We start from the raw sequence: 26094 nt of genomic DNA, 5'->3' as shown, positions 1-26094 counted from the left end.
CTATAGTACGGGTAATGGAGAGGCAGCGATGGAGTTGAGCAGGCCGCTGGCCACGGTGACCCCGACATTGGACGGCGACGTGCTGGCCGCCCTGGCCGGCTACGAGGGCACGTTCACGACCGGTCAGCTGCACCGGGTGCTGGGCGCGCATTCGGAGGAGGGGATCCGGAAGGTCCTGCGGCGATTGGTGCTGCAGGGAATCGTGGGTGCGGACCGCGTCGGCAACGCGTTCGCCTACCGGTTCAACCGCGACCACCTCGCCGCGGAGCACATCATCGCGTTGGCGGGGCTGCGCGGGAAACTGCTCCAGCGCATCGAAGCCGCGCTGGATTCCTGGCGGCCGCAACCGAAGTACGGCGCGCTGTTCGGTTCGGCCGCGCGCGGCTCGATGACCGTCGAGAGCGACATCGACCTCGTGCTGATCCGCCCGGACGACGTCGACGAAGATCGCTGGGCCCTTCAGGTCGACGGTCTGGCTGCCGATGTTTCCCGCTGGACGGGTAATGACGCCCGGATCCTCGAATTCACCGTGACCGAGGTCGCCACTCGCGGCCGCGACGAGCCAGTGCTCGCCGACGTGCTGCGCGAGGGGCTCACCGTCGCCGGTCGTCACTCGTGGCTGGCCGGGCAGGTGCGCAAGGGAAAGAGCTGAAGTGCGGACGAAGAGTGGCTGACATGGTGCGAGGCCTCGTCGATGAACAGGATCCCAGCGAGATCGGGGACGCGTACGTGACCCTTTGCGTGCACGCGGGCATCGCGGCCGCCGACGCGCTCTGCTGCGCCGGGTTGGGCGAACACGCCCAGGGGGAGAACCACAACGACGCGGTGGAACTCCTGGCCAGGGTGGACAAGGACGCCGGCCGGGCGTTGCGGGCGCTCTTGGCGCTGAAGACGAAGGCGGGCTACAGCCACACCTCGGCCACGGCAGAGGAGTTCAAGCGGGCCGGCCGGAACGCCGAGGCCCTTGTGCTGCGCGCCCGCGAGCGCGCGGCTAGATCTCCGGGCCGGTGACGTCGTCGAGCTGCTCGCGGATGATGTCCGCCTGGCCGGCGTGGCGGGCCGTCTCCTCGATGACGTGGACGTAGATCCAGCGCAGGGTCACCTCGCCCAGGTTGTGGTGCACGCCCGTGTCCGACAGCTCGTGCGCGGCCGCTGTGCGCCGCGAGATCTCGCACTGCGCGTCGTACTCCGCGAGGAGTGACTCGACCGTGTCTTCGGCCGTGGGGAAGAACTCGCCGGCCGGGCGGTCGGGGAGGTTCGTTTCGCCCGCCAGGACGCGCTGGAACCACGCCTGCTCCATCCAGCGCAGGTGCTTGAGCAACCCGCCGATCGACGTCCCGGTCGGCACCGGGCTGCGGCGTGCGTCCGCCTCGGACAGGCCCGAGACCTTCGCGCGGAAGATCGCCCGGTAGTTGTCGGCGAACGCCGAGAGCAGTTCGCGCTCGCCGGCGACACCGGCGCGCGCCGCGAGGTCCAGGTGGGGGTCGGTCATGCGCCCACGTTAGCGGCCGGGGCAATCTTTTACTGGAAGTTCGTGGTAAGAACTATGTATAGTCAGTTCGTAGCACGAACTAACAACTGGGAGGAATCATGGTGCTCTTCGGCATCGGCGGCTCGACGGCGGTGACGTCGGCGCGAAGCACCCTGCGGCAGGCCGTGCTGGCCGATCGGGGCGGGCTCGACCTGTTCAGCGTCTCCGATCACCCCTACCACGCCGACCGCCTCGACGCCTACGCCGAGATCGGCGTCGTTCTCGGGCGCACCGAACGGATCTCCGGGCTGGTCAGCGTCACCAACCTGCCGACGCGGCCCGCGCCGATGCTCGCCCGGGCCGTCACTTCGCTGTCCGCGCTGAGCGGTGGGCGGATCGTGCTCGGGATGGGCGTCGGCGGGCTCTGGGACGACATCGCGCGGCTCGGCGTGACCAAGCTCAGTCCGGGACAAGCCGTGCGCGCCTTCGAAGAGGGGATCCGGCTCGTCAAAGCCCTCGGCGGTGGTGGGGAACCGGTGACCTTCGACGGCGAGTTCTACCAGGTCACCGACCTGGAGCCGGCGCAGGAAGAGATCCCGCCGGTGTGGACCGGCTCGGTCGGGCCGAAGTCCCTCGCCGTCACCGGGCGGGTCGCCGACGGGTGGATGCCCGGCCACGCCGCGGACTGGCTCAGCGAGCGCTACCGGACGTCGAGGCCGGTGATCGACCAGGCCGCGAAGGAAGCGGGCCGCGAGCCCGCGGACATCGTCACCGTCTACAACTTCCCCGGGCGCATCACGGCCGAGCCGCTCACGAAGACCCGTGGTGACGACGGCCGCTGGATCGGCGGTTCGCCGGCGCAGTGGGTAGCGGAGCTGACCGGCGCGGTGCTGGACCACGACGCGAAAGGCTTCGTGCTCTTCGGCCCGGGTGGCCGGCCGCCCGCCGACGACGACGTCGCGCGCTGGGCCGGGGAGATCGCGCCCGCCGTGCGCGAGGCGGTCGCGAAGTAGGGTGGCCCGATGGAGGCTCTCGGTGTGGTGGCCGGACTCGTGCGGTCGTCGTTCCTGGTGAACGCCGTCTACGCCGAGTCCGCGCGCGAGTACGGGCTCACCGTGCAGCACGGGCAGTTGTTGTGCGTGCTGATGGCGCAGCCGTACGGCATGGGCGACCTCGGCGCGACGCTCGGCCTCGAGAAGTCCAGCCTCACCGGCCTCGTCGACCGCGCGGTCCGGCGCGGGCTCGTGCGCCGCGAGCCCGTCCCGGACGACCGCCGTGCGGTGCAGGTGGTCCTGACCGGCGAAGGCCGCGAACTGGCGGCGGACTTCTACGCGGCGACGTGCCGCCGGGTCGAGGAGCTCGCGAGCGGCCTGCCGCCCGCCGAACGCGATCTGCTGGCGACGTTGCTGGGGCGCGTGGTCCAGGACAACGAGGTCCCGACGGTGTTCCTCGACGCGCGCTGATCCCGACTTTCGTCGGGCCGTGGCGGGGGTACGTTGCCGGAAGTTCACCGGCTGGTCCGCCTGCCGCCGGGAGGACCTCTTCTCCGCTCGTCACCGTGATGTCACCGATGCCGTCCAGGTCCCCATCGCCGAGGAGCACCATGAAGCGCCTCATCCCGCTCGCTGTCGCCACGCTCGCCGCGGGTCTGCTGACCGCCGTTCCCGCGCACGCCGCCGTCACCCACCGGATCCTCTTCGACAACACCAAAGCCGAGACCGCCGGCAACGCCGACTGGATCGTCGGCACCTCGCAGCCCGACCCGACCGGGCAGAACTCCGCGCCACAGAAGGAAAGCGACTGGACCGGCGCGCTCTCGGCGTGGGGCGTCGCGCTGCAGAAGACCGGGCAGTACAGCCTGAAGACGCTGCCCGCGGGCAACACGATCACCTACGGCACGTCGAACGCGCTGGACCTCAAGAACTTCGACGAATTCGTGCTGCCGGAACCGAACGTCGTCCTGAGCACCGCCGAAAAGACGGCGATCATGAAGTTCGTGCAGAACGGCGGCGGCCTGTTCCTGATCTCGGACCACACCGGCAGCGACCGCAACAACGACGGCTGGGACTCGCCGAAGATCATCAACGACTTGCTGACCAACAACGGCGTCGACAACACCGATCCGTTCGGCTTTTCGGTCGACCTCAAGAACGTCGCCAGCGATCACCCGGTGGCCATCACCGACTCCTCGAACCCCGTGCTGAACGGCGCGTTCGGCGCGGTGAAGAAGAGCCTGATCGCCAACGGCACGACGTTCACCCTCAAGCCCGCCGACAACCCGAACGTCAAGGGGCTCGCGTTCCTGAGCACGTCGTCTCCGGGCAACAGCAACGCTTTCTTCGTGACGAGCACCTTCGGCTCGGGCCGCGTCGCGATCTGGGGTGACAGCTCGACCATCGACGACGGCACCGGCCAGTCCGGCAACACGCTCTACAACGGCTGGAGCGACACCACGGCCGACAACGACGCCCTCGGCCTCAACGCGACGGCGTGGCTCGCGGGCAGCGGGACGACCACGCCGCCGCCGACCGGCTGCACCGCCGGTCAGCTGCTGGTCAACCCGGGCTTCGAGTCGGGCAACACCGGCTGGACGGCGTCGGCGAGCGTCATCGGCCAGCACGCCTCCGACGCGCCCGCCCGCAGCGGCTCGTGGAACGCCTGGCTCGACGGTTACGGCACCGCCCACACGGACACGCTGAGCCAGACCGTCACGCTGCCGACCGGCTGCTCGTCGTACACGTTTTCGTTCTGGCTCAGCGTCACCACCGCCGAGACGGGCACGACGGCGTACGACAAACTGACCGTGAAGGCGGGCAGCACCACGCTGGCGACGTACAGCAACCTCAACGCGGCCGGCGGCTATCAGCAGCGAACCTTCTCGCTGTCCGCGTTCGCGGGTCAGTCCGTGACGCTCGCCTTCAGCGGCGTCGAGGGCTCACAGCTGCAGACGTCGTTCATCGTGGACGACACCGCGCTCAACGTCAGTTAGGCAGACCCGAGGCGCGCCAAGCGCCTTCGCCGGGGTGGTGCGGCCGGCGCAGCGAAGTCGCGTGGTCGCCCCACCACGACGTCCGCGGCTTCGGCTTCTCCGGAGCCCGGGCGGCCGACGCCGCGGCGACGACCGCCGTCAGCGCCGCCAGCTCGGCGTCGCTCGGGTTGCCCCGGACCACCCGCAGCAGCGGCCGCGGTTCCGTTTCCTCGCTCACAGCGGGATGTTCCCGTGCTTCTTGGGCGGCAGCGACTCGCGTTTGTTGCGCAGCAACGACAACGCCCGCGCGACGTGCCCGCGGGTGTGCGCCGGCACGATCACCGAGTCGACGTAACCCCGCTCGGCCGCCGCGTACGGGTTGAGCAGCGTGTCCTCGTACTCCTGGAGCAGCTCGGCGCGCAGCTCGTCGACGTCCTTGCCCTCGTTCGCCGCGTTGGCCAGCGTCTTGCGGTGCACGATGTTCACCGCGCCCTGCCCGCCCATCACCGCGACCTGCGCGGTCGGCCAGGCGAGGTTGATGTCGGCGCCGAGGTGCTTGGAGCCCATGACGTCGTACGCGCCGCCGAACGCCTTGCGCGTGATGATCGTGACCAGCGGGACCGTGGCCTCCGCGTAGGCGTAGATCAGCTTCGCGCCGCGGCGGATGATGCCGTTCCACTCCTGCTCGGTGCCCGGCAGGAAACCCGGGACGTCGACGAAGGTGAGCACCGGGATGTTGAACGCGTCGCAGGTGCGGACGAACCGCGCGGCCTTCTCGGACGCGTCGATGTCGAGGCAGCCGGCGAACTGCGTCGGCTGGTTCGCCACGACGCCGATGCTCTGGCCGTCGACGCGGCCGAAGCCGACGATGATGTTCGGCGCGAACAGCTCGTGGACCTCGAGGAACTCGCCGTCGTCGACGACGCGGTTGATCACCTCGTGCATGTCGTACGGCGTGTTCGGCGAGTCCGGGATGAGCGTGTCGAGCTCGCGGTCGGCGTCGGTGACGTCTTCGAAGAACCCAGGCGGCGTGTCCGACGGCTCGAAGACCGGCGCGTCCGAGAGGTTGTTCTGCGGCAGGTAGGAGAGCAGTTCCTTGACGTAGGCGATCGCGTCCTCGTCGTCGGAACCGAGGTAGTGCGCGACGCCCGACTTCGTGTTGTGGGTGCGGCCGCCGCCGAGCTCCTCGAAGGTGACGTCCTCGCCGGTGACGGTCTTGACGACGTCCGGGCCGGTGATGAACATCTGCGACGTCTCGTCGACCATCACGACGAAGTCGGTCAGCGCGGGGGAGTAGACGTGCCCGCCCGCGTTCGCGCCCATGATCAGCGAGATCTGCGGGATGACGCCGGACGCCTGCACGTTGCGGCGGAAGATCTCGCCGTAGAGACCGAGCGAGACGACGCCCTCCTGGATGCGCGCGCCGCCGCCCTCGTTGATGCCGACGATCGGCCGGCCGGTCTTGATCGCCAGGTCCATCACCTTGACGATCTTCTCACCGTACACCTCGCCGAGGCTGCCGCCGAAGATCGTCACGTCCTGGCTGAACACGCACACCGGACGGCCGTCGACGGTCCCGTAGCCGGTGACGACGCCGTCGCCGTACGGCCGGTTCTTCTCCTGGCCGAAGTTGGTCGAGCGGTGCCGGGCCAGCTCGTCGAGCTCCACGAACGAGTTCTCGTCCAGCAGCAGCTCGATGCGCTCGCGGGCGGTTTTCTTGCCCTTGGCGTGCTGCTTCTCCACCGCGCGGGCCGAGCCCGCGTGCACCGCCTCGTCGTACCGGCGGTACAGGTCGGCCAGCTTGCCGGCCGTGGTGTGGATGTCCGGTTCATCCTCGGGCGGTGTCCCGAGCGGCTCCGTCGCACTGCTCATGCCACGGGAGCTTAGCTACTTGCCGGTCACTTCGCGTGTGGCGTAGGCAACGTCCATGACCTTCCCGCCGATCCGGCTCCTGGGCCCCGCCGACCTGTCCGCCTGCTCCGACCTGGCCGAATCCCGCTCCTGGCCGCGCGAGCCGCCCAAGTGGCGGCTGCTGCACGAGGTCGGGCGGGTGTTCGGAGTGGACGCCCCGGACGGCGCCGGCCTGGCCGCGGCCGCCGTCCTGGTGTCGTTTGATCGCGTGGCCTCGATCTCGATGGTGCTGGTCGCGCCCCGGTTCGAGCGGCGCGGTCTGGGCCGGGCGATCACCCGGCACGCCGTCGACGCGGCGGGGGACCGGGTGGTCTGCCTCCACGCGTCGAAGTTCGGCCGCCCGCTGTACGAGTCGATGGGCTTTGAGGTCGACGGCGGGTGCCAGGGTCACGTCGGCACGTTCCTCGACGACGGCGGCCCGGGTGCGCGGGAGACGTCCGACCTCGCCGCAGTCGCCCGCCTCGACTTCGCGGCCCAGGGCGTGGACCGGCGGCCGTTGCTGGAGCGGCTGGGGACGGCCCACGTGGTCGACGGCGGATTCGCGTTCGGCTTCGACATCGGCCACGTGACGGTGATCGGCCCGGTGGTCGCGACCGCCGAGGACCAGGCCCGGGCGCTGATCCGCGGGGTCGCGCGGTCGGCGTCCGGCGAGGTGCGCGTCGACCCGGACTTCCGCTTCCCGGGGCTGACGGCGTGGGTGCGCGAGCGCGGCCTGGTCCCGACGGCACCCGCACCCCGGCTGGTCCTCGACGGCCGGCCGCTCCCCGGCGACCCCACGATGAGGTTCGCCCCGTTCACCCGGGCGGTGGGCTGACCTACGCGGGGGCCGGGATCGGGTACTCCGGCAGCGTGATCGCCTCGGCCGGCGGCGTCATGAACCTGCCCGCCAGGCCCGAGACCCGGCCGAGCAGCGGCGACGACCCCACGCGCACGGCGGTCCGGAACGCGGCGAGCTGCAGGCGGCTGCGCGGGTGGGCGATCTGCGGCGCCCCCGGCGGGAGCTGCTGCGCCTTCGTGACCAGCGGCCGCAGCACCTGCTCGTAGCGGGCGAAGGCGTCGCGCGGATCGTCGTGGCCGGCGAGCTCCCCGGCCAGGACGTACGCGCCGGCCAGCGCCAGGGTGGTGCCCATGCCGCTGACCGGGGACGCGCAGTAGGCGGCGTCGCCGAGCAGCGCGACCCGGCCGCGGCTCCACTCGGCGAGCTTCGCCTGGCCGATGTCCTCGAAGTACAGCGAGCCGTTGTCCAGTTCGGCGAGCACACGTGGGGCCGCCCAGCCGACGTCGGCGAAGGTTGCCCGCAGGACCGCGGCGACGTCGTCGTGGCCGAGCCGGTCCAGGCCGCGGACGTCGGAGGTGAAGCTCAGGGACGCCTGGATGGTGCCGAGGTTGTCCGGGCGCAGCGAGAGCAGCCGCCCGCGCCCGCAGGGCAGCACGCGCCACCGGTCGGTGTCGTCGCCGGTGCGCGAGATCGCGAGGAAAGCGTTGTAGAGGCCCAGTTCGTCGATCCGCGCGTCCGGCATGACCAGCGCGCGGCTGCGTGAGCGCAGGCCTTCGGCGAGGACGACGGCGTCGAACCGGCGGGGCGAACCCTGCCGGAACTCGACGTCCACGCCGGCGCCGTCGTCGTGCAGGGCGGTGATCTGGTCGCCGAAGACGTACTCGGCGTCCTTGGAGTGCGCGTGGAGGATCTTGGCGAACTGCCCGCGCAGGATCTCCAGCTCGGCCGTGCCGCCGGAGGTGTCGTCGGTGCCACCGGCGAACGCGGCGATCGCGCGGCCGTGCTCGTCGACGAAGTCCGTGCCGGTCTCCCCGGTGTGGGCGGCGCGGACGGCGTCCTCCAGGCCCATCCGGCGGATCACCTGGCGCCCGACCCCGCGGACGTCGATGTTCTGGCCCTGCTCGCGCACGTGGTCGAAGCGCTCGACGACGGTCACCGCCCAGCCCGCTCGGGAAAGCCACGACGCGAGCGTGGGCCCGGCGATACTGGCCCCGGAAATCAGGATGCTGCGACTCAAGGTGTACCTCCCTCGACCCACCGTAGCCGTCAGGCGGTGCGGACGAGCCCCGACTCGTACGCCGCGATCACCAGCTGGGCCCGATCCCGCGCCGCGAGCTTGTGCAGCAACCGGCCGATGTGGGTCTTCACCGTCGCGATGCCCAGGTGCAGCCGCTCGGCGATCTCGTCGTTCGACAGGCCGCGCGCGATCAGCGTCAGGACCTCCTGCTCGCGGGCCGTCACGCCGTCCAGCCGCGTCACCGGACCCGACGGCAGCCGCGCGAACTCCGCCACCAGCCGGCGGGTCACCGACGGCGCCAGCAGCGCGTCGCCGCCGGCGATGATCCCGATCGCCGCCAGCAGGTCCGCCGGGCGCGTGTCCTTGAGCAGGAAGCCGCTCGCGCCCGCGCGCAGCGCCGCGTAGACGTATTCGTCGAGGTCGAACGTCGTCAGCATCAGCACCCGCACCTCGGTTTCCGCGCAGATGCGGCGGGTGGCCTCGATGCCGTCCATCTCCGGCATCCGGACGTCCATCAGCACGACGTCCGGCTTTTCGTACCGGGCCAGGGCCACCGCCTCGACGCCGTCGGAGGCCTCGCCGACCACCGTCAGCCCGGGCGCGCTGTCGACGAGCACGCGGAAACTGCCGCGCAGCAACGCCTGGTCGTCGGCGATGAGGACGCGGGTCACCGGGCCACGGCCGGTTCGTAGGGCAGGCGCGCGAAAACGCGGAAACCGCGCTCGCCGGGACCGGCGCTGAACTCGCCGTCGTAGACGGCCACGCGTTCGCGCATCCCGATCAAGCCGTGGCCGGGTTCCGCGGAGCCGCCGCGGCCGTCGTCGCGGACTTCGATGCGCACTTCGCCGTCCTCGCCGGTGACGCGGATCCGGCACGTCGTCGCGCCCGCGTGCTTGACGACGTTGGTCAGCGCCTCCTGCACGATCCGGTACACCGACTGCCCGACGCCGTTCGGCAGCTCGTCGAGACCCTCGACGACCAGGTCGACGGCCGGGCCCGCCTGCTCGGCGCGGCCGGCGAGCGCGCGCAGGTCGGCGAGCGTCGGGGCGGGGGCCAGCGCCGGGACGCCGGTGCCGTCGCGCAGCACGCCGAGCATCCGCCGCAGCTCGGCGAGGGTCTCGCGGCTGGTCTCTTCGATGACGCGCAACGCTTCCCGCGCCTCGCCGGGCTGGTCGGGCGCGACGTGGTGGCCGACCGCCGCCTTCACCGCGATCAGGCTCATGCTGTGCGCGACGACGTCGTGCATCTCGCGCGCGATCCGCAGCCGTTCCGCCGAAACCGCCTGGTCCCGTTCGGTGGCCGCGTGTTCCCGGCGGGCGCGCACGGTGAGGCCGAACGCGTACCCGGTGATCAGCGCCCCCGCGCCGATGTTCACCGCCTGCGACACGCTCGGCGTCGGCAGCGCGAACGGGAGCCCGCCGACGTCGGCCAGCCCGGCCACGAACGCGATGCGGACGATCCGGTTGTCCAGCCGGATCACGACGATGTAGAGCGCACAGGCCGCACCCACGACGGCGACGCCGAGCACCGGCCCGCCGATCGGGATCGCCGCCGCCGTCAGCACCAGGGAGCCGCCGTAGGTGACCCGCGGCCACCACCGGCGCGTGACGATCGGGACCACGCTGGAGACGAGGATCGTCCAGCCGAGCCAGGCGGGCAGCCAAGCCGGCAGCGCCCACGCCCCGGCGGCGAGGTTGCCGCCGGCGCCGAGCCCCAGCAGGACCGCCGCCAGGACGTCCAGGACCGTCCGAAATCGCATGAACCGACGGTAATGCGGCCGCCCATGCCGCGCGTCAACCCTGAGTCGGACGCTCCGCGTAGTGCTTGCGCACGGCCTCGACGCGCTCGGCCGGCCAGTCCGGCAATGCGACGCCGTGGGTGGCGGCGAACAGTTTGTCGAGCTGCTCGTGCCGCCGGGCCAGCTGCGCGGCGACGTCTTCCTCGGGCGCCTCGGTGAACTCGACGCGGACGCCGTCCAGGGGGTCGCGGATCACGTGCCAGCCGGCCTCGTCGGGCAGCAGCGCGCGGACTTCGTCGAGAGGCTTCCAGACGAGGTCACGGCGGAAGCGGATCGTGCCGTCTGCGAGGACTTCGCCGTCGCCGAGGCCGAAATCGTCCACATAGGACGCCATCGGGGCGTGCCAGTCCGCCGGCGGCTCGTGCTTCTCACCGGCGAGGCGGGCGTCGAGGGTGTCGAGGCAGACGTCCCAGCCCGCGGCCGTGCGGCCCGCGGCGAGCTTCGCGATCGCCGGGTCGCCGCGGCCGAAGGTGTGCGTGAACTCCAGCAGGCTGCCCTCGCCGTCCGGGGAGATCAGCCAGCGCAGGGTGTCGTCGTTCCAGGTGAAGGTGAACTCGCGCGGCGGGTCGACGGTGCGGACCTGGCCCGTGGTGACGTCGTCCGCGCCGGGGAAGGTGAACCGGATCGCGCCGCCGTCGCGCAGGTCGACGTCGACCGCGGCCGGGAACCAGTGCGCCAGCTCGGCCGGGTCGGTGATGGCGTGCCAGACCTTCTCCGGCGCGTGCTTCAGGCGGCGTTCCAGCCTGAGCGCGGGGCGGTCGTCGACGGTCTGCAGCTTCGCGGGCACGGCGTCCTCCTGGTAGGTTGCCTGTGCCGGTATATAACCACTGCGGAATATGAGGGTCAAGCGCCGCGGACGGCGGAGACCGCCGTGGCCAGCTCCGGGTCGCTCGCGGCCTTGTCGAGCGCGGTGCGCAGGACGTCGCCGTAGGTCGGCTCGGTCTCGCCGTAGCGCCGGCGGCCGGCGTCGGTGATCACCGAATAGACGCCGCGACGGTCGTCTTCGCACAGGTCGCGGACGGTCAGCCCGGCGTCTTCGAGGCGCGCGCACATCCGGCTGACCGAGCTCTGGTTGAGCCCGATCGCCTCGGCGAGCTCCTGCATCCGCAACTCGCCCTTCGGGCTCGCGGCCAGCTTGCCGAGCGCGCGGTACTCGGACAGGCCGAGCCCGTGGCGGCGGTGCAGCGCCTTGCCCAGTTCCTGCTCGATACGGGCGTGCAGCACCAGAACCCGGCCCCAGGCCTGTTCGTCGACGGTCATCTCGCGACCTCCTCTTGACTTCAGGATACCTGTAGGGACACTCTTTATATGTACATGCAAGTAACTGGAGGGACTTGATCATGAGCGACCGCAGCTTCCTGTTCCTGGTCGGCGCCGCGCGGGCCGGGGGCAACACGGAGATGCTGGCCCGGCGGGCCGCGAAGGAGCTGCCGAGTGGCGCGGACCAGCGCTGGATCCGGCTGCCCGAGGTGCCGCTGGCGCCGTTCGAAGATCGCCGTCACGGCGCCGGCGAACACCCCACGCCCGGTGCGAACGAGCAGCTGCTGATGGACGCGACCTTCGCCGCGACGGACATCGTGATCGTCTCGCCGGTGTACTGGTACTCGGTCGCGGCGAGCGTGAAGCTGTACCTCGACTACTGGTCCGGCTGGATGCGCCTGCCGGTGGAGTTCAAGCCGCGGATGCGCGGGAAGTCGTTGTGGGGCGTGAGCGTCCTGAGCGAGACGGCGCGCGAGGCCCAGCCGCTGATCGGCACCCTCGAGCTGTGCGCGGAGTACCTGAGCATGAACTGGGGCGGTGTCCTGCTGGGCAACGGCAGCCGCCCGGGCGACGTCCTGCTGGACGAGTCGGCCATGACGGCCGCGTCGACCTTCTTCACCGGCGCCGACCTGGTCACCGCCTAAGCCAGGACGTCCTTCGTGAGCAGGCGCAGGCCGTGGATCAGGTCGGCGCCCGAGGGGGCGTGGTCCGGGTCGGCGAGCCACTGCAGCACCACGCCCGAAAGCAGGGCCTGGTGCACGGTGCCGACGGCCCGGGCCTCGGCGCTGCCGTCGTCGAGGCCCTGGAAGAGGTTCGCCAGCCCGAAGCGGGCCAGTTCGAGCGCCTTCGCCAGCTGCGCGCGGACGGCCGGGTCGAGATCCGGCTGCGTGTAGGCCTCGAACGTCATCGCCCACATCCGCCGGTGCGCGGGGAACGACTCGATCACCCGCTGCCAGATCAGCTCGAAGCGCTCGGCCGGTGACGCGTCCGGCGGCGTCTCGACCTGCAGTGTCTTCGCCAGCGTCTCGCCCCACTCCTCGTTCGCCTCGATCAGCGCGGTGTTGAGCAGTGCCTCGCGGGAGCCGAAGTGGTAGCCGATCGCGGCCATGCTGACGTTCGCCGCCGAGGCCAGGTCCCGCACGCTCGTGCGGGCGTAGCCCTTCTCGTTGAGGCAGCGCTTCGCGCCCGCCAGCAGTGCGTCCTTGTTGCCCATGTCCCGAGGTTAGCACGAACGTCTTAGGCGATCGCCTTGCGCGATCGCCCAAATCCGGGTTACCGTTCCCGGCATGCAGAACAGACGAGTCCTCATCTCCGGCGCCAGCGTCGCCGGCCCCGCCCTGGCCTTCTGGCTCCGCCGCTACGGCTTCACCCCGACCGTGGTCGAGCGCGCCCCTCGGCTCCGTGAAGGCGGCTACGCCGTCGACTTCCGCGGCGCTTCCCTGCGCGTCCTCGACCGGATGGGCCTGCTCGGCCAGGTCGAGGCCGCGGCGACGAACATGGGCGAAGTGACCTATGTGGACGAAGACGGCCGGCCGCTGGTCGTCACGCCGCCGACGTTCCAGAGCGGCGAGCTGGAGATCCTGCGCGGCGACCTTTCACGCATCCTGTACGACGCCACGAAGGACGACGTCGAGTACGTCTTCGGCGACTCGATCACCGGCGTAACCGAGCACGGCGACGGCGTCACGGCCACCTTCGAACACGGTGCGCCGCGCGAGTTCGACCTGGTCGTGGGCGCCGACGGGCTGCACTCGAACGTGCGCTCCCTCGTCTTCGGCGACGAGTCCCGGTACCGCCGCGACCTCGGCTACTACGTCTCGATCTTCACCGTGCCGAACCACCTCGGCCTCGACCACGTCGGCCGGTTCTACAACGAGCCGAACCGCACGATCGGCGTCTACAGCGCCCGCGACCACGCGGAAGCGAAAGCCTTGTTCTGGTTCGGTTCCGAGCCGCTCGCGTACGACCACCGCGACGTCGAAGCCCAGCGCCGGATCGTCGAGGAGACCTTCGCGGACGCGAGCTGGGAGGCGCCGGCCCTGCTCGACGGGATGCGGCGGGCGCCGGACTTCTACTTCGACTCGGCCAGCCAGATCAAGCTCGACACGTACTCGACCGGCCGGGTCGCGCTGGTCGGCGACGCCGCGTACTGCGCCGCGCCGCTCTCGGGCATGGGGACGAGCCTGGCGGTCGTCGGCGCGTACGTGCTGGCGGGCGAGCTCGCGGCGGCCGACGGCGACCACGCGACGGCGTTCACCGCTTACCACGAAGAGATGCGCGAGTTCGTCGCCGTGTGCCAGAAACTGGGTGAGGGCAACGGGAAGTGGTTCGTGCCGCCGACCCGCGCGTGGATCCGGCTGCGCAACCTCAACCTGCGGCTGCTGCCGCACCTGCCGTGGCGCAAGGTGATCGAGCAGCTGCCGCTCAAGGCGGGCAACGCGATCACGCTCAAGGAGTATGCGAAGGTGCCGGCGTGACGCCCCGGCGCCGCGCGATGCCGGCCATGTTCTCCTCGCCCCAGTCGCCCAGCGGCAGCAGCGCGGTGTTCAGCCGCTGACCCAGGCCGGTCAGCGAGTACTCGACCTTCGGCGGGACCTCGTGGAACACCTCGCGGTGCACGACCTCGTCCGCCTCCAGCTCCCGCAGCGCCTGGATCAGCATCTTCTCGCTGATCCCCGTCACCTTGCGCCGCAGCTCACCGAACCGCAGCGGCTCGGCGTGCAGGGCCCACAGGATCAGGGCCTTCCAGCGGCCGCCGACGACGTCGATCGCGGCGTCCAGCCCGCACCGGTAGCTTCGGGTCAGCATGCAGGATCCTTACGTTTTGGTGGGTACCCGACTATTTAGTCGGTACTTGTCCAGTGTAAAGCGCTTCAGCAGCATGATGGGCATGGGAGAAAGCAAAAAACAGGTGGGCGTGCTCGGCCTGGGGCGGATGGGCGCCGCCCTCGCCGGCGCGCTCTTGGGGGCGGGCCACGACGTCGTGGTGTGGAACCGGTCGCCGCTCAAGGCCGGCCCGCTGCTGGACCGCGGCGCCCGGCTCGCGGCCACGCCCGCGGAGGTCGCCACGGCGGACGTCGTGCTCAGCTGTCTGTCCACACACGACACTCAACAACCGGTGCTGGAGGAGCTGACGCCGGCGGTGCTGGTGAATCTCACCTCCGGCACACCGGAGCAGGCCCGAGACGCCGCGAAATGGGCGGCCTCGCGGGGCATCGACTACGTGGACGGCGTGATCATGGCCGTCCCGCAAGGCATCGGCACGCCGGCCGCGCGGATCCTCTACGGCGGCTCGGCCACGGCGTTCGAAGCGCACCGCGAGGTGCTGGAAGTGCTGGGGGAGCCGGTGTTCCTCGGCGAGGACGCCGGCCTCGCGGCGCTGTACGACCTGGCGCTGCTGGGCATCATGTGGTCGACGATGAGCGGCTACCTGCACGCGCTCGCGCTGGTCGGCACCGAGGGGGTCACGCCGGAGCGGTTCACGCCGATGGCGTTGCCGTGGCTTGCGGCGGTCGGCGGGTTCCTGACAAGCATGAGCGCCCAGGTGGCGAGCGGCGACTACACAACGGACGTCTCGGCCCTGGACATCAACGCGGCGGGGCTGAAGCTGCTGGTCGAGACGAGCCGGGCGCAGGGCATCAGCACGGTCGTGCCCGCGCCGCTGGCGGAGTTGTTCACCCGCGCGGTCGACGCGGGCCACGGCGCGCACGCGATCGCGAGCGTCATCGAGGAGATCCGGTGAAGTACCTGGGAAAGAAGGCCGTCGTCACCGGCGGCACGCACGGGATGGGCCTGGCGGTGGTCCGCGCGCTGCTCGGCGGCGGCGCGGAGGTCCTGCTGACCGGCCGCGACGTCTCGTCGTCGCGCGGAAAGCTGCCGGGCAAAGCGCACCTGCTGTCCTCGGACGCGGCCAGCCTGGCCGACATCGACACGCTGGGCGCGGTCGCCGCGGAGACGCTCGGCGAGCTGGACCTGGTGTTCGTCAACGTCGGGTTCGCGACCTTGACGCCGTACGAGGTGGCGACGCCCGAGGTCTACGACCGCACGTTCGACGTCAACACCAAGGGCGCGTACTTCACGGCCCAGCGGCTGGCGGGCCTGGTGCGGCCCGGGGGTTCGTTCGTGTTCACGACGTCGGTCGCTGCGGGGGCGGGGATCGCCGGCATGGGCCCGTATTCGGCGGCGAAGGCGGCGGTCCGGTCGTTCGCCCGGACGTACGCGGCCGAGCTGGCCCCGCGCGGGATCCGGGTGAACGTGGTCAGCCCGGGTTACACCGATACGCCGACGATGGGCGTGACCGGTGTCCCCGCCGAGGTCCTGGCGGCGTTCAAGGCCACGGGCGACGAGGTGACGCCGTTGAAGCGCCACGCGACCCCGGAGGAGGTGGCGACGGCGGTGCTGTTCCTGGCCTTCGACGCGACGTTCACCACGGGCGCGGACCTCCCGGTGGACGGCGGCCTCGGCCAGCGCCTGACCCTGCCCGCGTAGACGCCGTGAGGGGCACCCTCAGGGACTTCCGAGCCCTGAGGGTGCCCCTCACGGCACGTCAGCCGAGGTGGATGGCGAGGCCGGTGCCGCCGGGTGCGTGGGCGGGGCGGAGGACGAGGTCGTCGTCGTAGTCACCGCCGTTCTGGGTGCGGAACCCCAGTGGCTCTGCCGTCTCCAGCGTGCGCAATCGGGTGCGCAGCAGGTCTTGTGACTCGGCGAACTCCTCCGGCGACACGCGGTCCGCGCCGTACACCGCGACCGGGGGCAGGACCGACATCCCCGCGTAGAACAGCGTCCCGTGGTGCAGCGGGAACAGGATGTCGTTCAGCGGGCCGTTGATCCCGCGCGGGCCGAGGGCGGGTTCGCGGGCGCCCGCGCTCAGGACCACCATCGCGCGTTTGCCCGCGAGCTTGCCTTCGCCGTAGCGGAGCGTGCGGCCGTCCCCGGCGCGGACGCCGTAGCCGAAACCCTTCACGAACACCCGGTCGAACCAGCCCTTGAGGATCGCCGGCAGGCCGTACCACCACAACGGGAACTGCACGACGACGGCGTCCGCCCAGGCCAGCTTCCCGTGCTCGGCCACGATGTCCGCGCTCAGCTCACCGCCGGCGTACGCGCGGGCGGACGTCGCCCCGACGACCAGCCGCTCGTCCCCGGCCGCTGTGCCGAAGTCGGCCGCGTCGACGACCGGGTTCCACTTCATCGCGTACAGATCCGACTCCCGGACGTCGTGACCGAGCTCCCGGAGCGTCCGGAGCCCGTCGTCGCGGAGGGCCCCGCCCAGCGAGCGCGGCTCGGGATGCGCGAATACCCACAAGACGTTCATGACCTCGATCATCACGCCGCCGGCGGGCGCGATCGAGTGGCCCGATGGCCAACCTGTGCAAGAATCGAGCCATGGCTCTGTCTCCTGGGGCTGAGCCCCAGACCCCAACCGGGGGGCAAGCCCCCCTGGACCCCCCAACCACGTCGGTGTTCCTGCACCCCGAGCGCCACCACGTCGCCGTGCTGGTCCGGCACGGCATGCTCGTGATGGAGCTGGGCATCGTCCACCGCCTGTTCGGGCAGGCGCGCTCCGCGGCGGGTGAGCCGCTGTACGAGGTCGTGACCTGCGCACTCGAGCCGGGACTCGTCCGCACCGACTCCGACTTCACCATTCCGGTCGACCGCGGCCCGGAGGTCATCGCCGAGGCCGACACGGTGATCGTCCCGGCTTCCCGCGCCGAGTACGAGCCGATGGCCCGGGTGCTGACGCCGGCCCTCAAGACCGCGCTGGAGCTGATCCCGGCGGGCGCGCGGATCGCGTCGATCTGCACGGGCGCGTTCGTGCTCGCCGCGGCCGGCCTGCTCGACGGCCGCCCGGCCACCACGCACTGGCGCTCCGCCGAGGAGCTCCAGGAGCGGTTCCCCGAGGTCCGGGTCGACCCGTGCGTGCTCTACACCGAAGACGGCAACGTGCTGACGTCCGCCGGGGTCGCCTCCGGGATCGACCTGGTGCTGCACATGATCCGCCGCGACCACGGCACGGCCGTCGCCAACGAGGTCGCGCGCGGCACGGTCGTTTCCCCGCACCGCGAAGGCGGCCAGGCCCAGTTCGTCCGGCGGCCGGTGCCTGAGCCGCGGACGTCGTCGACCAAGGCCGCTCGCGCGTGGGCGCTGGAGAACCTGCACCGGCCGTTGACGCTGCGCGAGCTCGCCGCCCGCGAGGCCATGAGCACCCGCACGTTCACCCGCCGCTTCCGCGAAGAGGTCGGCATCTCGGCGCTGCAATGGCTTACGCAGCAACGGGTCGAGCGCGCCCGCCAGCTCCTGGAGGAGTCGGACCTGCCGGTCGACCGCGTCGCGGCCGAAGCCGGCTTCGGCACGGCGGCGTCCCTGCGCCAGCACTTCCAGGCCGCACTCGGCGTGTCACCGAGCGCTTACCGCGTCACCTTCCGCGGCGAACTGGCCGCGCAGGCCGGCTGAGTCCCGCTAGCGTGGCCGGCATGTCCGTCGAGTTCTACGTCAGCCACAGCCGGTTCACGACCCGGGCCCGCAGGCGGGCTGGCTCGACGGAACCCCGAGCGACGTCGCCGCGCTGCGTGAAGCCGCCGCGCAGCTCGTCTTCCACTACTGGGCGCAGGGCGACATCACGCAGCACGGCTTCCCCGCTGCGCGCGGCGGGGAGATCAACCTGCGTTACGCCGAGGACATGTTCACCCGCCTGCGCGAACTCGACCCGGCGCCGCCCGGCGGCCCGCGCGAGCCCGTGAGCCGGATCGTCGGCTGCTGCCGTGATTTCACCCTCCTGTTCGTCTCGCTGGCCCGCCACCACGGCATCCCGGCCGAGCCGGCCCGCGCGGACGAGCTGGCCGAGCTGCTCGCCGACCCGGACCTCGAGCAGCTCCGGGTGGTCTTCGAAGCCGACGACGTCCGCGTGCCGCCGATGATCCGTTCGGTCATCCCGCCGGGGCCGGTTCCGGTCGAGGTCGTGCTGCGGTGACCAGGGTGATCCGCAGGGCAGCCAGCCGCGCCGGGTCGGCGATCACGTCGTAGCCGGCCACCCGCTCGTCCTCGATCGTCACCAGCAAAGCGAGTGTCAGCCGGCCGCGCGGGGCCACGACCACGCCGACGAAGCCGTCGATCAGCGCCGGTTCCGCGAACCGGGCGCGCTTGCCGAACACCTGAGTCTCCTCCGCCACCGCGCGGGCGCCGCGGACTTCGCGAGGCGCACCGACCGGCAACGCGGCCGCGTCGGCACGGCGGACGACGTCCGGGGCCAGCACCGCGAGCAGCTCGTCGAGGTCGCCGCCGCGGGCCGCGGTCAGGAACGCGTCGACGACCCGGCGGTGCCGGGCGAGGTCGGTGGCGGGCAGGGGAGACGTGCCCCGGACGCGGTGCCGCGCGCGGCTGGCGAGCTTCTTCGCCGCCACCGGCGTCCGGTCCAGCACCGGCGCGATCCGGTCGAACGGCACCGCGAACAGGTCGTGCAGCACGAACGCGACCCGTTCGGCGGGGCCCAGCGCGTCAAGCACCACGAGCAGCGCGCGGCCCACCGAGTCGGCCAGCTCCACCTCGCCCGCCGGGTCGGCGTCGGCGGCCGGCTCGGGCAACAGCTCGACCGGATCCTCCCGGCGTGCCTTGCGCGAGCGCAAGGCGTCGAGGCAGACGCGGGCGACGACCGTGGTCAGCCAGGCCGCGACGTTGTCGACGCCGTCCGCCCGGCTCAACCGCAGCCACGCCTCCTGGACCGCGTCGTCCGCCTCGGCCGCCGAGCCCAGCATTCGGTGCGCCAGCCCGCGCAGCCTGCCGCGCTCGGCCTCGAACCGTTCCGCCAGCTCGTCCATCGGTCACCTTCCGCTCGCGTCAGCCGTCGCTCTCCTGACGAATCCCCGCGACCCGAGGTGACCGATGAGCTTGCTGACCCCAGCCGACCTGGGCGACTGGCGCCTGCCGAACCGCGTGGTGCTGGCGCCGACGACCCGCGCCCGCGGCCGCGTGCCCACGGACCTGCACGCCGAGTACTACGCGCAGCGAGCGGGCGCCGGGCTCGTCATCACCGAGGGGACCTGGGTGAGCGACCGGGCCGTCGGCTTCCCGGACGTCCCCGGGGTGTACACCGAGGAGCAGGTCGCCGGGTGGCGGCGGGTCACGGACGTCGTGCACGCGCTCGGCGGCCGGATCGTGCTGCAGCTGTGGCACACCGGCGCGGTGTCGCACACGGAGTTCCTCGGCGCGCGGCCGGCGGGGCCGTCCGCGGTCGATCCGGCGGAGTCCGTGCACACGCCCAGCGGCCGGCGGCCCACGGTGACGCCGCGGGAGATGAGCGCCGGCGAGATCGAGCGGACCGTCGAGGACTACCGGACGGCGGCCGTGAACGCCCGGCGCGCCGGGTTCGACGGCGTCGAGGTCGCCGCGCACGGCGTCTACCTGCTCGCGCAGTTCCTGCACCCGCGGCTGAACCGGCGCCGCGACGCGTACGGCGGTTCGGCGCGGGCCCGGCGGAAGCCGGTGCTGGACGTCGTCGACGCCGTGGCCGGTGCCGGGATCGCCGTGGGCGTGCGGCTCGCGCCGTACTGGACCGGGGGACTGTTCACTGTGGACGATGGCGTCCGGGCCGACCTCGACGAGCTGGTCCGCGAACTGGGCTCGCTCGCCTACCTGCACCTGCGGGGGCCGGACACCGGACCGGACTTCGCCGCCTTCGCGCGTTATCGGCGGCTGTTCGACGGACCGCTGATCGTCAACAACGGCTTCGACCGGGACTCGGGAAGCGCCGTGGTCGAGGCCGGGATCGCCGACGCCGTTTCGTACGCACGGCACTTCGTCGCGAACCCGGACCTGGTGACGCGGTTCGCGCTCGGCCGCGACCTCGCCGCCGGCGACCCGGCGACGTACTACGGCGGCGGGGTCAGGGGATACCTGTGCCACGGCTGATCACTCCGCCGGACACCAGAGAGCCAGCTCGCTCCCACCCGGCTCGCGGAAGTGGAACCGCCGCCCGCCGGGGAAACCGAACGGCTCGACCGTCACCACCCCACCGGCCGCCTCGACGGCGGTGCGGGCCGCCGCGAGGTCGTCCGTGCGGATCGTGACCAGGGGCGCGGGGGCTTGCGCGGCCGTGTCCGCCTGGAACCCGAAGGTGATCCCGGCCGCGCGGACGTCCGCGTACTCCGGGCCGTACGGCGTGACCGCCCACCCGAACGCGTGCTCGAAGAACCGGCCCGACGCCGCGGACGACGTGGACGGGAACTCGACGAAGTCGACTTCGTACATGCCACCGACGCTAGCGGCGACCACCGACAAAATCGGCCGGATGGCCATTCGTCCACGACCGGACGACCGATGTGACGAGGCCGCCGGCCCGCGAAGCTCGTCCCATGAACACGAGCACGAAGATGATCGGCGTCGGCGCGGCACTGGTGGTCACCCTGACCGGGTGCGGTCTCAAGGAAGGCATCGACGAGAACGCGAACGGGCACGTCAAGACCGTCGGCTACGAGAGTGGCGCGGAAGGCAAGAAGAACCAGGACGCGCGGCTGCCGGGCTGGGTGCCGGACCAGGCGAAGGCGGTCGCCGAGGTCATCCGGACCACGGGTTCCGAGCGGCTCCTGAAGTTCACGACCGCGGCACTGCCGCCGACCTGCGTGCTGGGCGCGCCGACGAAGACGGCGGCCACGCTGACCGCCGACTGGTGGCCGCGCGGCGCGGAGACCCGGACCGACCGGATCTGCGAGGACTGGCACGTCTTCGCCGCCGACGGCGCGGTGTTCGCCTACAAGCCGGAGACGATCGAGCAGAAGCCGTGACTCAAGCGGGGCGGCCCGCGCCCGCGTAGTCGTCGCCCTTGGAGTGGTACGTGTGGATCTGGATGGCCTGGCCCTCGGTCGGCGCGTTGATCATCAGGCCGTTGCCGAGGTACAGGCCGACGTGGTGGATCCGGGTCGCCGGGCTGCCGTAGAACACCAGGTCGCCCAGCCGCGGCTCCTGCGACGGCGGGACCGCCGGGATCGAGCGGAACTGGCTGTCGGCCGTCCGCGGCAGCGCGACGCCCGCGCTGTCGTACGACGCCTTCGTGAGGCCCGAGCAGTCGAAGCCGGCCGCGCCCGCGTCCGGGCCGTTGCCGCCCCAGACGTACGGGAGGCCCAGCTGGCCGAGGGCGAACCGGGCCGCCTGGACCGACGGGGTGCCCGCGCGGGCCGGGTCGAGCGAGAGCGTCGCGTACAGCTGGGCCGTGCCGAGCACGCGCTGGCGGAACAGCTCCGCCTCGCCGCCCGGGTGGTAGCTCGCGATCGCCTTCCACCAGCCCGCGCCGGCGCCGAGGTCGGTGCCGCCCGCGCAGAGCGACCGGCCGGCCGCGACCGACGCCGAGCTGGGGTCGTCCGCGGCAGGCTTCGCGACGCCCGGGATGCTCGCGCCGTACTTCTTGAACTGTGCCGCCGACAGCCCGAGCAGGCTCTCGCCGCCGCGGCCGTGGTTCGACGCGGCCGAGCCGACGCCGGCGAGCGTGACCCACGACAGGTGGCACGACGGATCTTCGCCGCGCAGCGCCAGCTCGCCGTTGGCGTAGCCGATGAGCGCGTTCGCGGGGATGTCGAGGGGCCCGGCCAGCTGGTCGGCCCACTGCTGCAGCGGGGTCTTGCCGCCCGCGCCGGACGCGCCCTGACCCGGCTCCTGGGCCTTCACCGGTGCGCTCACTTCGAGGACCGAGGGGCCCGACGCCGCGCCGGCGGCCGTCGGCAGCGGCGGCGCGGGGGCCGGTGCGGGCTCCGGGGTGCGGTCCGCCAGCAGCCAGCCCGCCGTGACCAGCCCGGCGACGAGCGGGAGCGCGACGAGGCCGCGCAGGGCCGCGCCACGAGCCCAGGAAGTCGGCTTGGTCGTCACGGGGTCCAACTTAGAAGAGCGCACCTCTGTGTGAACGAGCGAGCGGCGTGCACGTTAGGGGGACTCCCATATGGTGGGCACATGCCTGAGATCGACGCCGCCCGCTTGAGCGCGGCGCTCAAGGACCGCTACGCGAAGATCGACGTCGTCGACACGACCGGGTCCACCAACGCCGACCTGCGCAAAGCCGTCGACGACGGCGCCGCGGACCGGACCGTCCTGCTGGCCGAGACGCAGACCGCGGGGGTCGGCAGGCGCGCGCGATCGTGGAGTTCGCCGAAGGGCGCGGGGCTGTACCTGAGCGTCGCGCTGCGGCCGTCCGGCGTGTCGTTCTCGGCCCTCGGGTCACTGTCCGTCGTCGCCGGGCTCGCCGTCCGCGCGGCCGCCGCCGGTCTCGGCGTCGACGCCGTGCTGAAGTGGCCGAACGACGTCCTCATCGGCGGCGCGAAGTGCGCCGGCATCCTGGCCGAGGCCGTTGGGGGCACGGACCCCTCGATCGTGCTCGGGATCGGGCTCAACGTCCTGCCGCTCGGCGACGTCCGGCCGGGGCCCGGCGGGCTGCCCGCGACGTCGCTCGCCGAGCACGGCGCCACGACCACCGACCGCACCGACGTCGCCGTCGCGCTGCTCACGGAGTTCGACGACCTCGAACGGCGCTGGCGCTACGCGGCGGGCGACCTCACCGAAGCGGGCCTGCTCGGGGACTACCGCGCCCACTGCGCGACCCTCGGCCAGGACGTCGAGGTGCAGCTGCCGGACGGCACGTCCCTCGTCGGCCGAGCGGCCGACATCGACGCCGCGGGGCAGCTCCAGGTCGACATGGCGGGCGGTCAGCGGCACACCGTCTTCGCGGGTGACGTGGTGCACGTCCGCCCGGCCTGAAAGTTTGGGGCGTTGCACGTACCGGCCAGGCGTCTCGCCGGTACGGTGGGACGACACCGCCGCACCGACCTTGGGAGCGTCCGCCGTGGCTTATCCGGACGATTTGCTCAGCGAGCAAGAGCACGTCGTGGTGCACAGTCACCCGCACTTCAAGATGCTGATCTTCCCGACGCTCGCGTTGCTGCTCACCCTGGGCGCGGGCACCTGGCTCGCGATCCTCGCGAGGGACGCCGGCTCGCCGTGGAACACGGTCGGGCTGATCGCCATCGGGGTGGTCGCTCTCGTGCTGGTCGTGTGGCTGTTCCTCACGCCGTTCGTGCGCTGGCGCACCACCCACTTCATCGTGACGACCGATCGCCTCATCGCCCGTGAGGGTGTGCTGAAGCGCACCGGCATCGACATCCCGATGAGCCGCATCAACAGCGTCCAGTTCGAGCACGGCCTGCTCGACCGGGTCTTCGGCTGCGGCACGCTGATCATCGAGTCGGCGTCGCACGAGCCGCTGCGGTTCGAGGACATCCCGCACGTCGAGCGGGTGCACACGGTGATCTACCGCGAGGTCAACGACAACCCGAACGACGACTACCACGCGCCGGCGCCCCAGCAGACCGAGCCGTTGCCGCCGCAACCGCGCGGCGACCGACGACGCTGATGGGCACGCGTGAACTGGGCCTGCCGGAACGGGTCCCCGCCACGGGTGAATTACCGGAGCGGGTCACGATCTGGGAGGTCGGCCCACGGGACGGCCTCCAGAACGAGAAGACGATCGTCCCGGTCGAGGTCAAGCTGGAGTTCCTCGACCGGCTCGCCGCGGCGGGCCTGACGACGCTGGAGGCGACCAGCTTCGTGCACCCGAAGTGGGTGCCGCAGCTGGCCGACGCCGAGCGGCTGCTGGCCGGGCTGGACCGCCGCGACGGCGTCCGCTACCCGGTGCTGGTGCCGAACGAGCGCGGCCTGGACCGCGCGCTCGAAGCCGGCGTCGAGCACATCGCGATCTTCGCGAGCGCGACGGAGACGTTCGCGCGCAAGAACCTCAACTCGTCGCTCGACGAGCAGTTCGCGATGTTCGAGCCGGTGGTCACGCGGGCCCGCGAGGCCGGGCTGGACGTCCGTGGCTACCTGTCGATGTGCTTCGGCGACCCGTGGGAAGGCGTCGTGCCGGCGAAGCAGGTCGCCGACGCGGGCCGCCGGCTGCTGGAGCTGGGCTGCACGCAGCTCTCGCTCGGCGACACCATCGGCGTCGCGACGGCGGGGCAGGTCGAGACGCTGATCGGGCTGTTCGGCGATGTCGGTACTTTGGCCGTGCACTTCCACGACACCTACGGTCAGGCTCTGGCCAACACCCTCGCGGCGCTCCGATGTGGAGTGTCTACTGTGGATTCGTCGGCGGGCGGCCTCGGCGGCTGCCCGTACGCCGAGTCGGCCACCGGCAACCTCGCCACCGAGGACCTCGTGTGGCTGCTGGACGGGCTCGGCGTCGCCCACGGCGTCGACCTGGCCGCCCTGGTGGCGACCAGTACGTGGATGGCGGGACAGCTCGGCCGCCCGAGCCCGTCCCGGGTGGTCGCCGCGCTGAGCTGACCTCGGTTGACCCGGCTGTGGCGGGGTGCGGTATCAAGGGGGACCGGCAGCGCCGCGGCCGCGTCGAAGAGTTCTGTGCCCGTGGGCACCGACCGAGCCGGAGGATGGGTGTGACCGAGCCTTCCGAGGCGGGCTCCGAGCCGGTCGAGGTCGACCTCGACCCGGACCTGGATACCGGGCCGATCCGGCTGCCCGGCTACGGCCTGACGGACTCGGGCGCGTTCGAAGAGGCCCCGACGCCGCCTTCGGGCAGCCCCGCGCCGTGGCCGCACGCGGTGTCGCCACTGCTGCCGCCGTACCCGCTGCCCCCGGCCCCGCCGGCGCCCGCCGGCCCGCCTCCGCCGGTCGCGGGCCCGCCGATGAGCCCGGGCTCGCCCGCGCCGCTGCCACCGCTCGGCTCGCCGCGCACGGAACGGGAAAGCGTCGTCGCGCTGTTCCTGGTCCACATGTTCCCGATCGGGCACCTGCCGATCGCGATGGACAAGCCCGCGTTGCAGCTGCCGCTGCCCGACGACCCGGACGGTTTCCCGCCCAACGACCACCCGGACGCCCGGCTGATCTTCGACGACCAGGCCCTCACCAACGTCACCGCCGGGTTCCGCCGGTCGCCGACCGCGGCGCCGCTGCCGGTCCCGCGGTACGTCACCGCGGACTACGTGCCGTACGCGCACGCGACGCAGGCCGTGTGGATCCGCCGGTTCGTCCTCGGCGACGGCCCGCTCGGGCCCGAATACGCCTGGCCGCCGGGTGAGCAGTACCCCGACGGCAGCCTGTACCCCGCCCAGCCGGTGATGGTCCCGGTCGACACCGTGCTCGACCGCTTCGGACCGGCGTACGGGCGCGTTTTCGCCGCCGACGGCACGCCGTTCGGGGAACGCTCGCTGCCACCGGGCACGCGCGACGCCGAGTACCGGCGGTACGTCGTGGTGCGCAAGGTGCCCATGTGGCGCTCGGAATCGGCGCACTGGTTCGGTCAGGTCGGCGGTGGCACCCGGTACCGGGCCCTGCTGGGAGCGGACGAACTCGTCACCCTCGGCTACCTGGCCGAGGCCAAGGGGGAGGACGCATGAACACGCAGTCGATCCAGCGCTGGCTCGGAGTGCTGGGGGTGCCGACCGAGGTCGTCTCGCTCGGCGCCGAGGTCGACAACGCCTGGTGCCTGATGCAGGGCGAAGACGGGGCGTGGGAGGTGTTCTGGCGCGAACAGGGCAACCGCTACGACTGGGCCCGGTTCACCAGCGAACAGGTCGCGTGCCACTACCTCTTCGGCCGGCTGGCCTGGGCGCAGGTCGCCCGCGGCGCCGTCGGCCTGCTCCCGGGCAAGTGAAAAGCCGTGAATGGCACATCGAGGGACTCT

34 protein-coding genes are annotated in these 26094 nt (G+C 71.9%); 19 read left to right on the top strand and 15 right to left on the bottom strand.

Annotated features, from left to right (window positions below; all coding sequences use genetic code 11):
- The first annotated feature begins 28 nt into the window (after window positions 1-28).
- Both ACLJQZ_RS23165 and ACLJQZ_RS23160 read left to right on the top strand, forming a co-directional pair.
- A complete protein-coding gene (locus ACLJQZ_RS23165; RefSeq protein ID WP_410621993.1) occupies window positions 29-652 on the top strand; it encodes a nucleotidyltransferase domain-containing protein in 624 nt (207 codons plus the stop codon).
- A 23-nt stretch (window positions 653-675) separates the two neighbouring features.
- Window positions 676-1011: a hypothetical protein gene (locus ACLJQZ_RS23160; RefSeq protein WP_410621992.1), complete on the top strand. Its 336-nt coding sequence runs from the start codon at window positions 676-678 to the stop codon at window positions 1009-1011.
- Here the strand turns inward: ACLJQZ_RS23160 and ACLJQZ_RS23155 are convergent.
- On the bottom strand, window positions 992-1492 hold the full coding sequence (locus ACLJQZ_RS23155) for a DinB family protein (protein ID WP_410621991.1): 501 nt from the start codon (window positions 1490-1492) through the stop codon (window positions 992-994). The genes ACLJQZ_RS23160 and ACLJQZ_RS23155 overlap by 20 nt on opposite strands.
- 98 nt (window positions 1493-1590) lie before the next feature.
- On the opposite strand from ACLJQZ_RS23155, the gene ACLJQZ_RS23150 reads away from it, so the two are divergent.
- The 3 genes from ACLJQZ_RS23150 (at window position 1591) to ACLJQZ_RS23140 (ending at window position 4460) form a co-directional block, all read left to right on the top strand.
- On the top strand, window positions 1591-2484 hold the full coding sequence (locus tag ACLJQZ_RS23150; protein ID WP_410621990.1) for an LLM class flavin-dependent oxidoreductase: 894 nt from the start codon (window positions 1591-1593) through the stop codon (window positions 2482-2484).
- Window positions 2485-2493: 9 nt separating this feature from the next.
- Window positions 2494-2934, top strand: coding sequence for a MarR family winged helix-turn-helix transcriptional regulator (locus ACLJQZ_RS23145; protein WP_410621989.1), 441 nt, complete (start codon window positions 2494-2496; stop codon window positions 2932-2934).
- A gap of 140 nt (window positions 2935-3074) precedes the next feature.
- Window positions 3075-4460, top strand: coding sequence for a hypothetical protein (locus ACLJQZ_RS23140; RefSeq protein ID WP_410621988.1), 1386 nt, complete (start codon window positions 3075-3077; stop codon window positions 4458-4460).
- On the opposite strand, the gene ACLJQZ_RS23135 is transcribed toward ACLJQZ_RS23140, so the two are convergent.
- Window positions 4453-4677: an acyl-CoA carboxylase subunit epsilon gene (locus ACLJQZ_RS23135; RefSeq protein ID WP_410621987.1), complete on the bottom strand. Its 225-nt coding sequence runs from the start codon at window positions 4675-4677 to the stop codon at window positions 4453-4455. The genes ACLJQZ_RS23140 and ACLJQZ_RS23135 overlap by 8 nt on opposite strands.
- Window positions 4674-6311 carry an acyl-CoA carboxylase subunit beta gene (locus ACLJQZ_RS23130; RefSeq protein ID WP_410621986.1) on the bottom strand — a complete coding sequence of 546 codons (1638 nt, stop codon included), beginning with the start codon at window positions 6309-6311 and terminating at the stop codon, window positions 4674-4676. The genes ACLJQZ_RS23135 and ACLJQZ_RS23130 overlap by 4 nt, the downstream gene beginning before the upstream one ends.
- A 55-nt stretch (window positions 6312-6366) precedes the next feature.
- On the opposite strand from ACLJQZ_RS23130, the gene ACLJQZ_RS23125 reads away from it, so the two are divergent.
- Entirely contained in the window at window positions 6367-7164 is a 798-nt protein-coding gene (locus tag ACLJQZ_RS23125; protein WP_410621985.1) for a GNAT family N-acetyltransferase, read from the top strand.
- Between the two features lies 1 nt (window position 7165).
- Here the strand turns inward: ACLJQZ_RS23125 and ACLJQZ_RS23120 are convergent, their stop codons facing one another.
- The 5 genes from ACLJQZ_RS23120 to ACLJQZ_RS23100 are packed head-to-tail and all read right to left on the bottom strand — an operon-like array spanning window position 7166 to window position 11423.
- A complete protein-coding gene (locus ACLJQZ_RS23120) occupies window positions 7166-8365 on the bottom strand; it encodes an FAD-dependent monooxygenase (RefSeq protein WP_410621984.1) in 1200 nt (399 codons plus the stop codon).
- A 29-nt stretch (window positions 8366-8394) separates the two neighbouring features.
- A complete protein-coding gene (locus tag ACLJQZ_RS23115; RefSeq protein WP_410621983.1) occupies window positions 8395-9036 on the bottom strand; it encodes a response regulator in 642 nt (213 codons plus the stop codon).
- Window positions 9033-10124: a sensor histidine kinase gene (locus ACLJQZ_RS23110; protein ID WP_410621982.1), complete on the bottom strand. Its 1092-nt coding sequence runs from the start codon at window positions 10122-10124 to the stop codon at window positions 9033-9035. The genes ACLJQZ_RS23115 and ACLJQZ_RS23110 overlap by 4 nt, the downstream gene beginning before the upstream one ends.
- Before the next feature lie 34 nt (window positions 10125-10158).
- Window positions 10159-10950 carry an SRPBCC family protein gene (locus ACLJQZ_RS23105; protein WP_410621981.1) on the bottom strand — a complete coding sequence of 264 codons (792 nt, stop codon included), beginning with the start codon at window positions 10948-10950 and terminating at the stop codon, window positions 10159-10161.
- A gap of 56 nt (window positions 10951-11006) precedes the next feature.
- Window positions 11007-11423, bottom strand: coding sequence for a MarR family winged helix-turn-helix transcriptional regulator (locus tag ACLJQZ_RS23100; RefSeq protein WP_410621980.1), 417 nt, complete (start codon window positions 11421-11423; stop codon window positions 11007-11009).
- An 80-nt stretch (window positions 11424-11503) separates the two neighbouring features.
- On the opposite strand from ACLJQZ_RS23100, the gene ACLJQZ_RS23095 reads away from it, so the two are divergent.
- Window positions 11504-12067 (top strand): flavodoxin family protein, encoded by a 564-nt coding sequence (locus ACLJQZ_RS23095; protein WP_410621979.1) that lies wholly within the window; start codon window positions 11504-11506, stop codon window positions 12065-12067.
- Here the strand turns inward: ACLJQZ_RS23095 and ACLJQZ_RS23090 are convergent.
- On the bottom strand, window positions 12064-12636 hold the full coding sequence (locus ACLJQZ_RS23090; protein ID WP_410621978.1) for a TetR/AcrR family transcriptional regulator: 573 nt from the start codon (window positions 12634-12636) through the stop codon (window positions 12064-12066). The two genes, ACLJQZ_RS23095 and ACLJQZ_RS23090, sit on opposite strands and share 4 nt — an antisense overlap.
- 73 nt (window positions 12637-12709) lie before the next feature.
- Here ACLJQZ_RS23090 and ACLJQZ_RS23085 point away from each other — a divergent pair, with 73 nt between their 5' ends.
- Entirely contained in the window at window positions 12710-13900 is a 1191-nt protein-coding gene (locus ACLJQZ_RS23085; protein WP_410621977.1) for an FAD-dependent monooxygenase, read from the top strand.
- Here the strand turns inward: ACLJQZ_RS23085 and ACLJQZ_RS23080 are convergent.
- A complete protein-coding gene (locus ACLJQZ_RS23080; protein WP_410621976.1) occupies window positions 13872-14231 on the bottom strand; it encodes a winged helix-turn-helix transcriptional regulator in 360 nt (119 codons plus the stop codon). The genes ACLJQZ_RS23085 and ACLJQZ_RS23080 overlap by 29 nt on opposite strands.
- On the opposite strand from ACLJQZ_RS23080, the gene ACLJQZ_RS23075 reads away from it, so the two are divergent.
- Window positions 14230-15165, top strand: a complete 936-nt coding sequence (locus ACLJQZ_RS23075) for an NAD(P)-dependent oxidoreductase (protein WP_410621975.1) — start codon at window positions 14230-14232, stop codon at window positions 15163-15165. The genes ACLJQZ_RS23080 and ACLJQZ_RS23075 overlap by 2 nt on opposite strands.
- Window positions 15162-15911 carry an SDR family oxidoreductase gene (locus tag ACLJQZ_RS23070; protein ID WP_410621974.1) on the top strand — a complete coding sequence of 250 codons (750 nt, stop codon included), beginning with the start codon at window positions 15162-15164 and terminating at the stop codon, window positions 15909-15911. The genes ACLJQZ_RS23075 and ACLJQZ_RS23070 overlap by 4 nt, the downstream gene beginning before the upstream one ends.
- Window positions 15912-15969: 58 nt before the next feature.
- On the opposite strand, the gene ACLJQZ_RS23065 is transcribed toward ACLJQZ_RS23070, so the two are convergent.
- A complete protein-coding gene (locus ACLJQZ_RS23065; protein ID WP_410621973.1) occupies window positions 15970-16737 on the bottom strand; it encodes an NAD(P)H-dependent oxidoreductase in 768 nt (255 codons plus the stop codon).
- A gap of 197 nt (window positions 16738-16934) precedes the next feature.
- On the opposite strand from ACLJQZ_RS23065, the gene ACLJQZ_RS23060 reads away from it, so the two are divergent.
- Entirely contained in the window at window positions 16935-17876 is a 942-nt protein-coding gene (locus ACLJQZ_RS23060; protein ID WP_410622075.1) for a GlxA family transcriptional regulator, read from the top strand.
- A 34-nt stretch (window positions 17877-17910) separates the two neighbouring features.
- Here ACLJQZ_RS23060 and ACLJQZ_RS23055 read toward each other — a convergent pair whose 3' ends face one another.
- Window positions 17911-18051 carry a hypothetical protein gene (locus tag ACLJQZ_RS23055; RefSeq protein ID WP_410621972.1) on the bottom strand — a complete coding sequence of 47 codons (141 nt, stop codon included), beginning with the start codon at window positions 18049-18051 and terminating at the stop codon, window positions 17911-17913.
- Between the two features lie 51 nt (window positions 18052-18102).
- Between ACLJQZ_RS23055 and ACLJQZ_RS23050 the strand changes: the two genes are divergently transcribed.
- Complete coding sequence (locus tag ACLJQZ_RS23050; protein ID WP_410621971.1) at window positions 18103-18393, top strand: hypothetical protein; 291 nt, start codon at window positions 18103-18105, stop codon at window positions 18391-18393.
- Here the strand turns inward: ACLJQZ_RS23050 and ACLJQZ_RS23045 are convergent.
- A complete protein-coding gene (locus ACLJQZ_RS23045) occupies window positions 18350-19237 on the bottom strand; it encodes a sigma-70 family RNA polymerase sigma factor (protein WP_410621970.1) in 888 nt (295 codons plus the stop codon). The two genes, ACLJQZ_RS23050 and ACLJQZ_RS23045, sit on opposite strands and share 44 nt — an antisense overlap.
- A gap of 64 nt (window positions 19238-19301) precedes the next feature.
- Here ACLJQZ_RS23045 and ACLJQZ_RS23040 point away from each other — a divergent pair, with 64 nt between their 5' ends.
- On the top strand, window positions 19302-20327 hold the full coding sequence (locus tag ACLJQZ_RS23040; protein ID WP_410621969.1) for an alkene reductase: 1026 nt from the start codon (window positions 19302-19304) through the stop codon (window positions 20325-20327).
- On the opposite strand, the gene ACLJQZ_RS23035 is transcribed toward ACLJQZ_RS23040, so the two are convergent.
- Window positions 20328-20666, bottom strand: coding sequence for a VOC family protein (locus ACLJQZ_RS23035; RefSeq protein ID WP_410621968.1), 339 nt, complete (start codon window positions 20664-20666; stop codon window positions 20328-20330).
- A gap of 104 nt (window positions 20667-20770) precedes the next feature.
- On the opposite strand from ACLJQZ_RS23035, the gene ACLJQZ_RS23030 reads away from it, so the two are divergent.
- Complete coding sequence (locus ACLJQZ_RS23030) at window positions 20771-21199, top strand: hypothetical protein (protein WP_410621967.1); 429 nt, start codon at window positions 20771-20773, stop codon at window positions 21197-21199.
- Between the two features lies 1 nt (window position 21200).
- Here the strand turns inward: ACLJQZ_RS23030 and ACLJQZ_RS23025 are convergent, their stop codons facing one another.
- Window positions 21201-22274 carry a C40 family peptidase gene (locus tag ACLJQZ_RS23025; protein ID WP_410621966.1) on the bottom strand — a complete coding sequence of 358 codons (1074 nt, stop codon included), beginning with the start codon at window positions 22272-22274 and terminating at the stop codon, window positions 21201-21203.
- Between the two features lie 81 nt (window positions 22275-22355).
- On the opposite strand from ACLJQZ_RS23025, the gene ACLJQZ_RS23020 reads away from it, so the two are divergent.
- The 5 genes from ACLJQZ_RS23020 to ACLJQZ_RS23000 all read left to right on the top strand — a co-directional run bounded on the left by ACLJQZ_RS23020 (window position 22356) and on the right by ACLJQZ_RS23000 (window position 26064).
- On the top strand, window positions 22356-23156 hold the full coding sequence (locus tag ACLJQZ_RS23020; protein WP_410621965.1) for a biotin--[acetyl-CoA-carboxylase] ligase: 801 nt from the start codon (window positions 22356-22358) through the stop codon (window positions 23154-23156).
- Between the two features lie 85 nt (window positions 23157-23241).
- Window positions 23242-23808, top strand: a complete 567-nt coding sequence (locus ACLJQZ_RS23015; protein ID WP_328613747.1) for a PH domain-containing protein — start codon at window positions 23242-23244, stop codon at window positions 23806-23808.
- Window positions 23808-24737, top strand: coding sequence for a hydroxymethylglutaryl-CoA lyase (locus ACLJQZ_RS23010; protein ID WP_410621964.1), 930 nt, complete (start codon window positions 23808-23810; stop codon window positions 24735-24737). Before ACLJQZ_RS23015 ends, ACLJQZ_RS23010 begins: the two co-directional genes overlap by 1 nt.
- A gap of 110 nt (window positions 24738-24847) precedes the next feature.
- Window positions 24848-25807: a TNT domain-containing protein gene (locus ACLJQZ_RS23005; RefSeq protein WP_410621963.1), complete on the top strand. Its 960-nt coding sequence runs from the start codon at window positions 24848-24850 to the stop codon at window positions 25805-25807.
- The gene (locus tag ACLJQZ_RS23000; protein WP_247060908.1) at window positions 25804-26064 is read left to right on the top strand and encodes a hypothetical protein; all 261 of its coding nucleotides are present in this window, start codon (window positions 25804-25806) and stop codon (window positions 26062-26064) included. The genes ACLJQZ_RS23005 and ACLJQZ_RS23000 overlap by 4 nt, the downstream gene beginning before the upstream one ends.
- Window positions 26065-26094: the final 30 nt, after the last annotated feature.

The organism is Amycolatopsis sp. cmx-8-4 (assembly GCF_046548675.1).
Taxonomy (GTDB): Bacteria; Actinomycetota; Actinomycetes; order Mycobacteriales; family Pseudonocardiaceae; genus Amycolatopsis.
The sequence above is the reverse complement of the archived record's forward strand: the minus strand, read 5'-3'. Positions and strand labels throughout refer to the sequence as shown.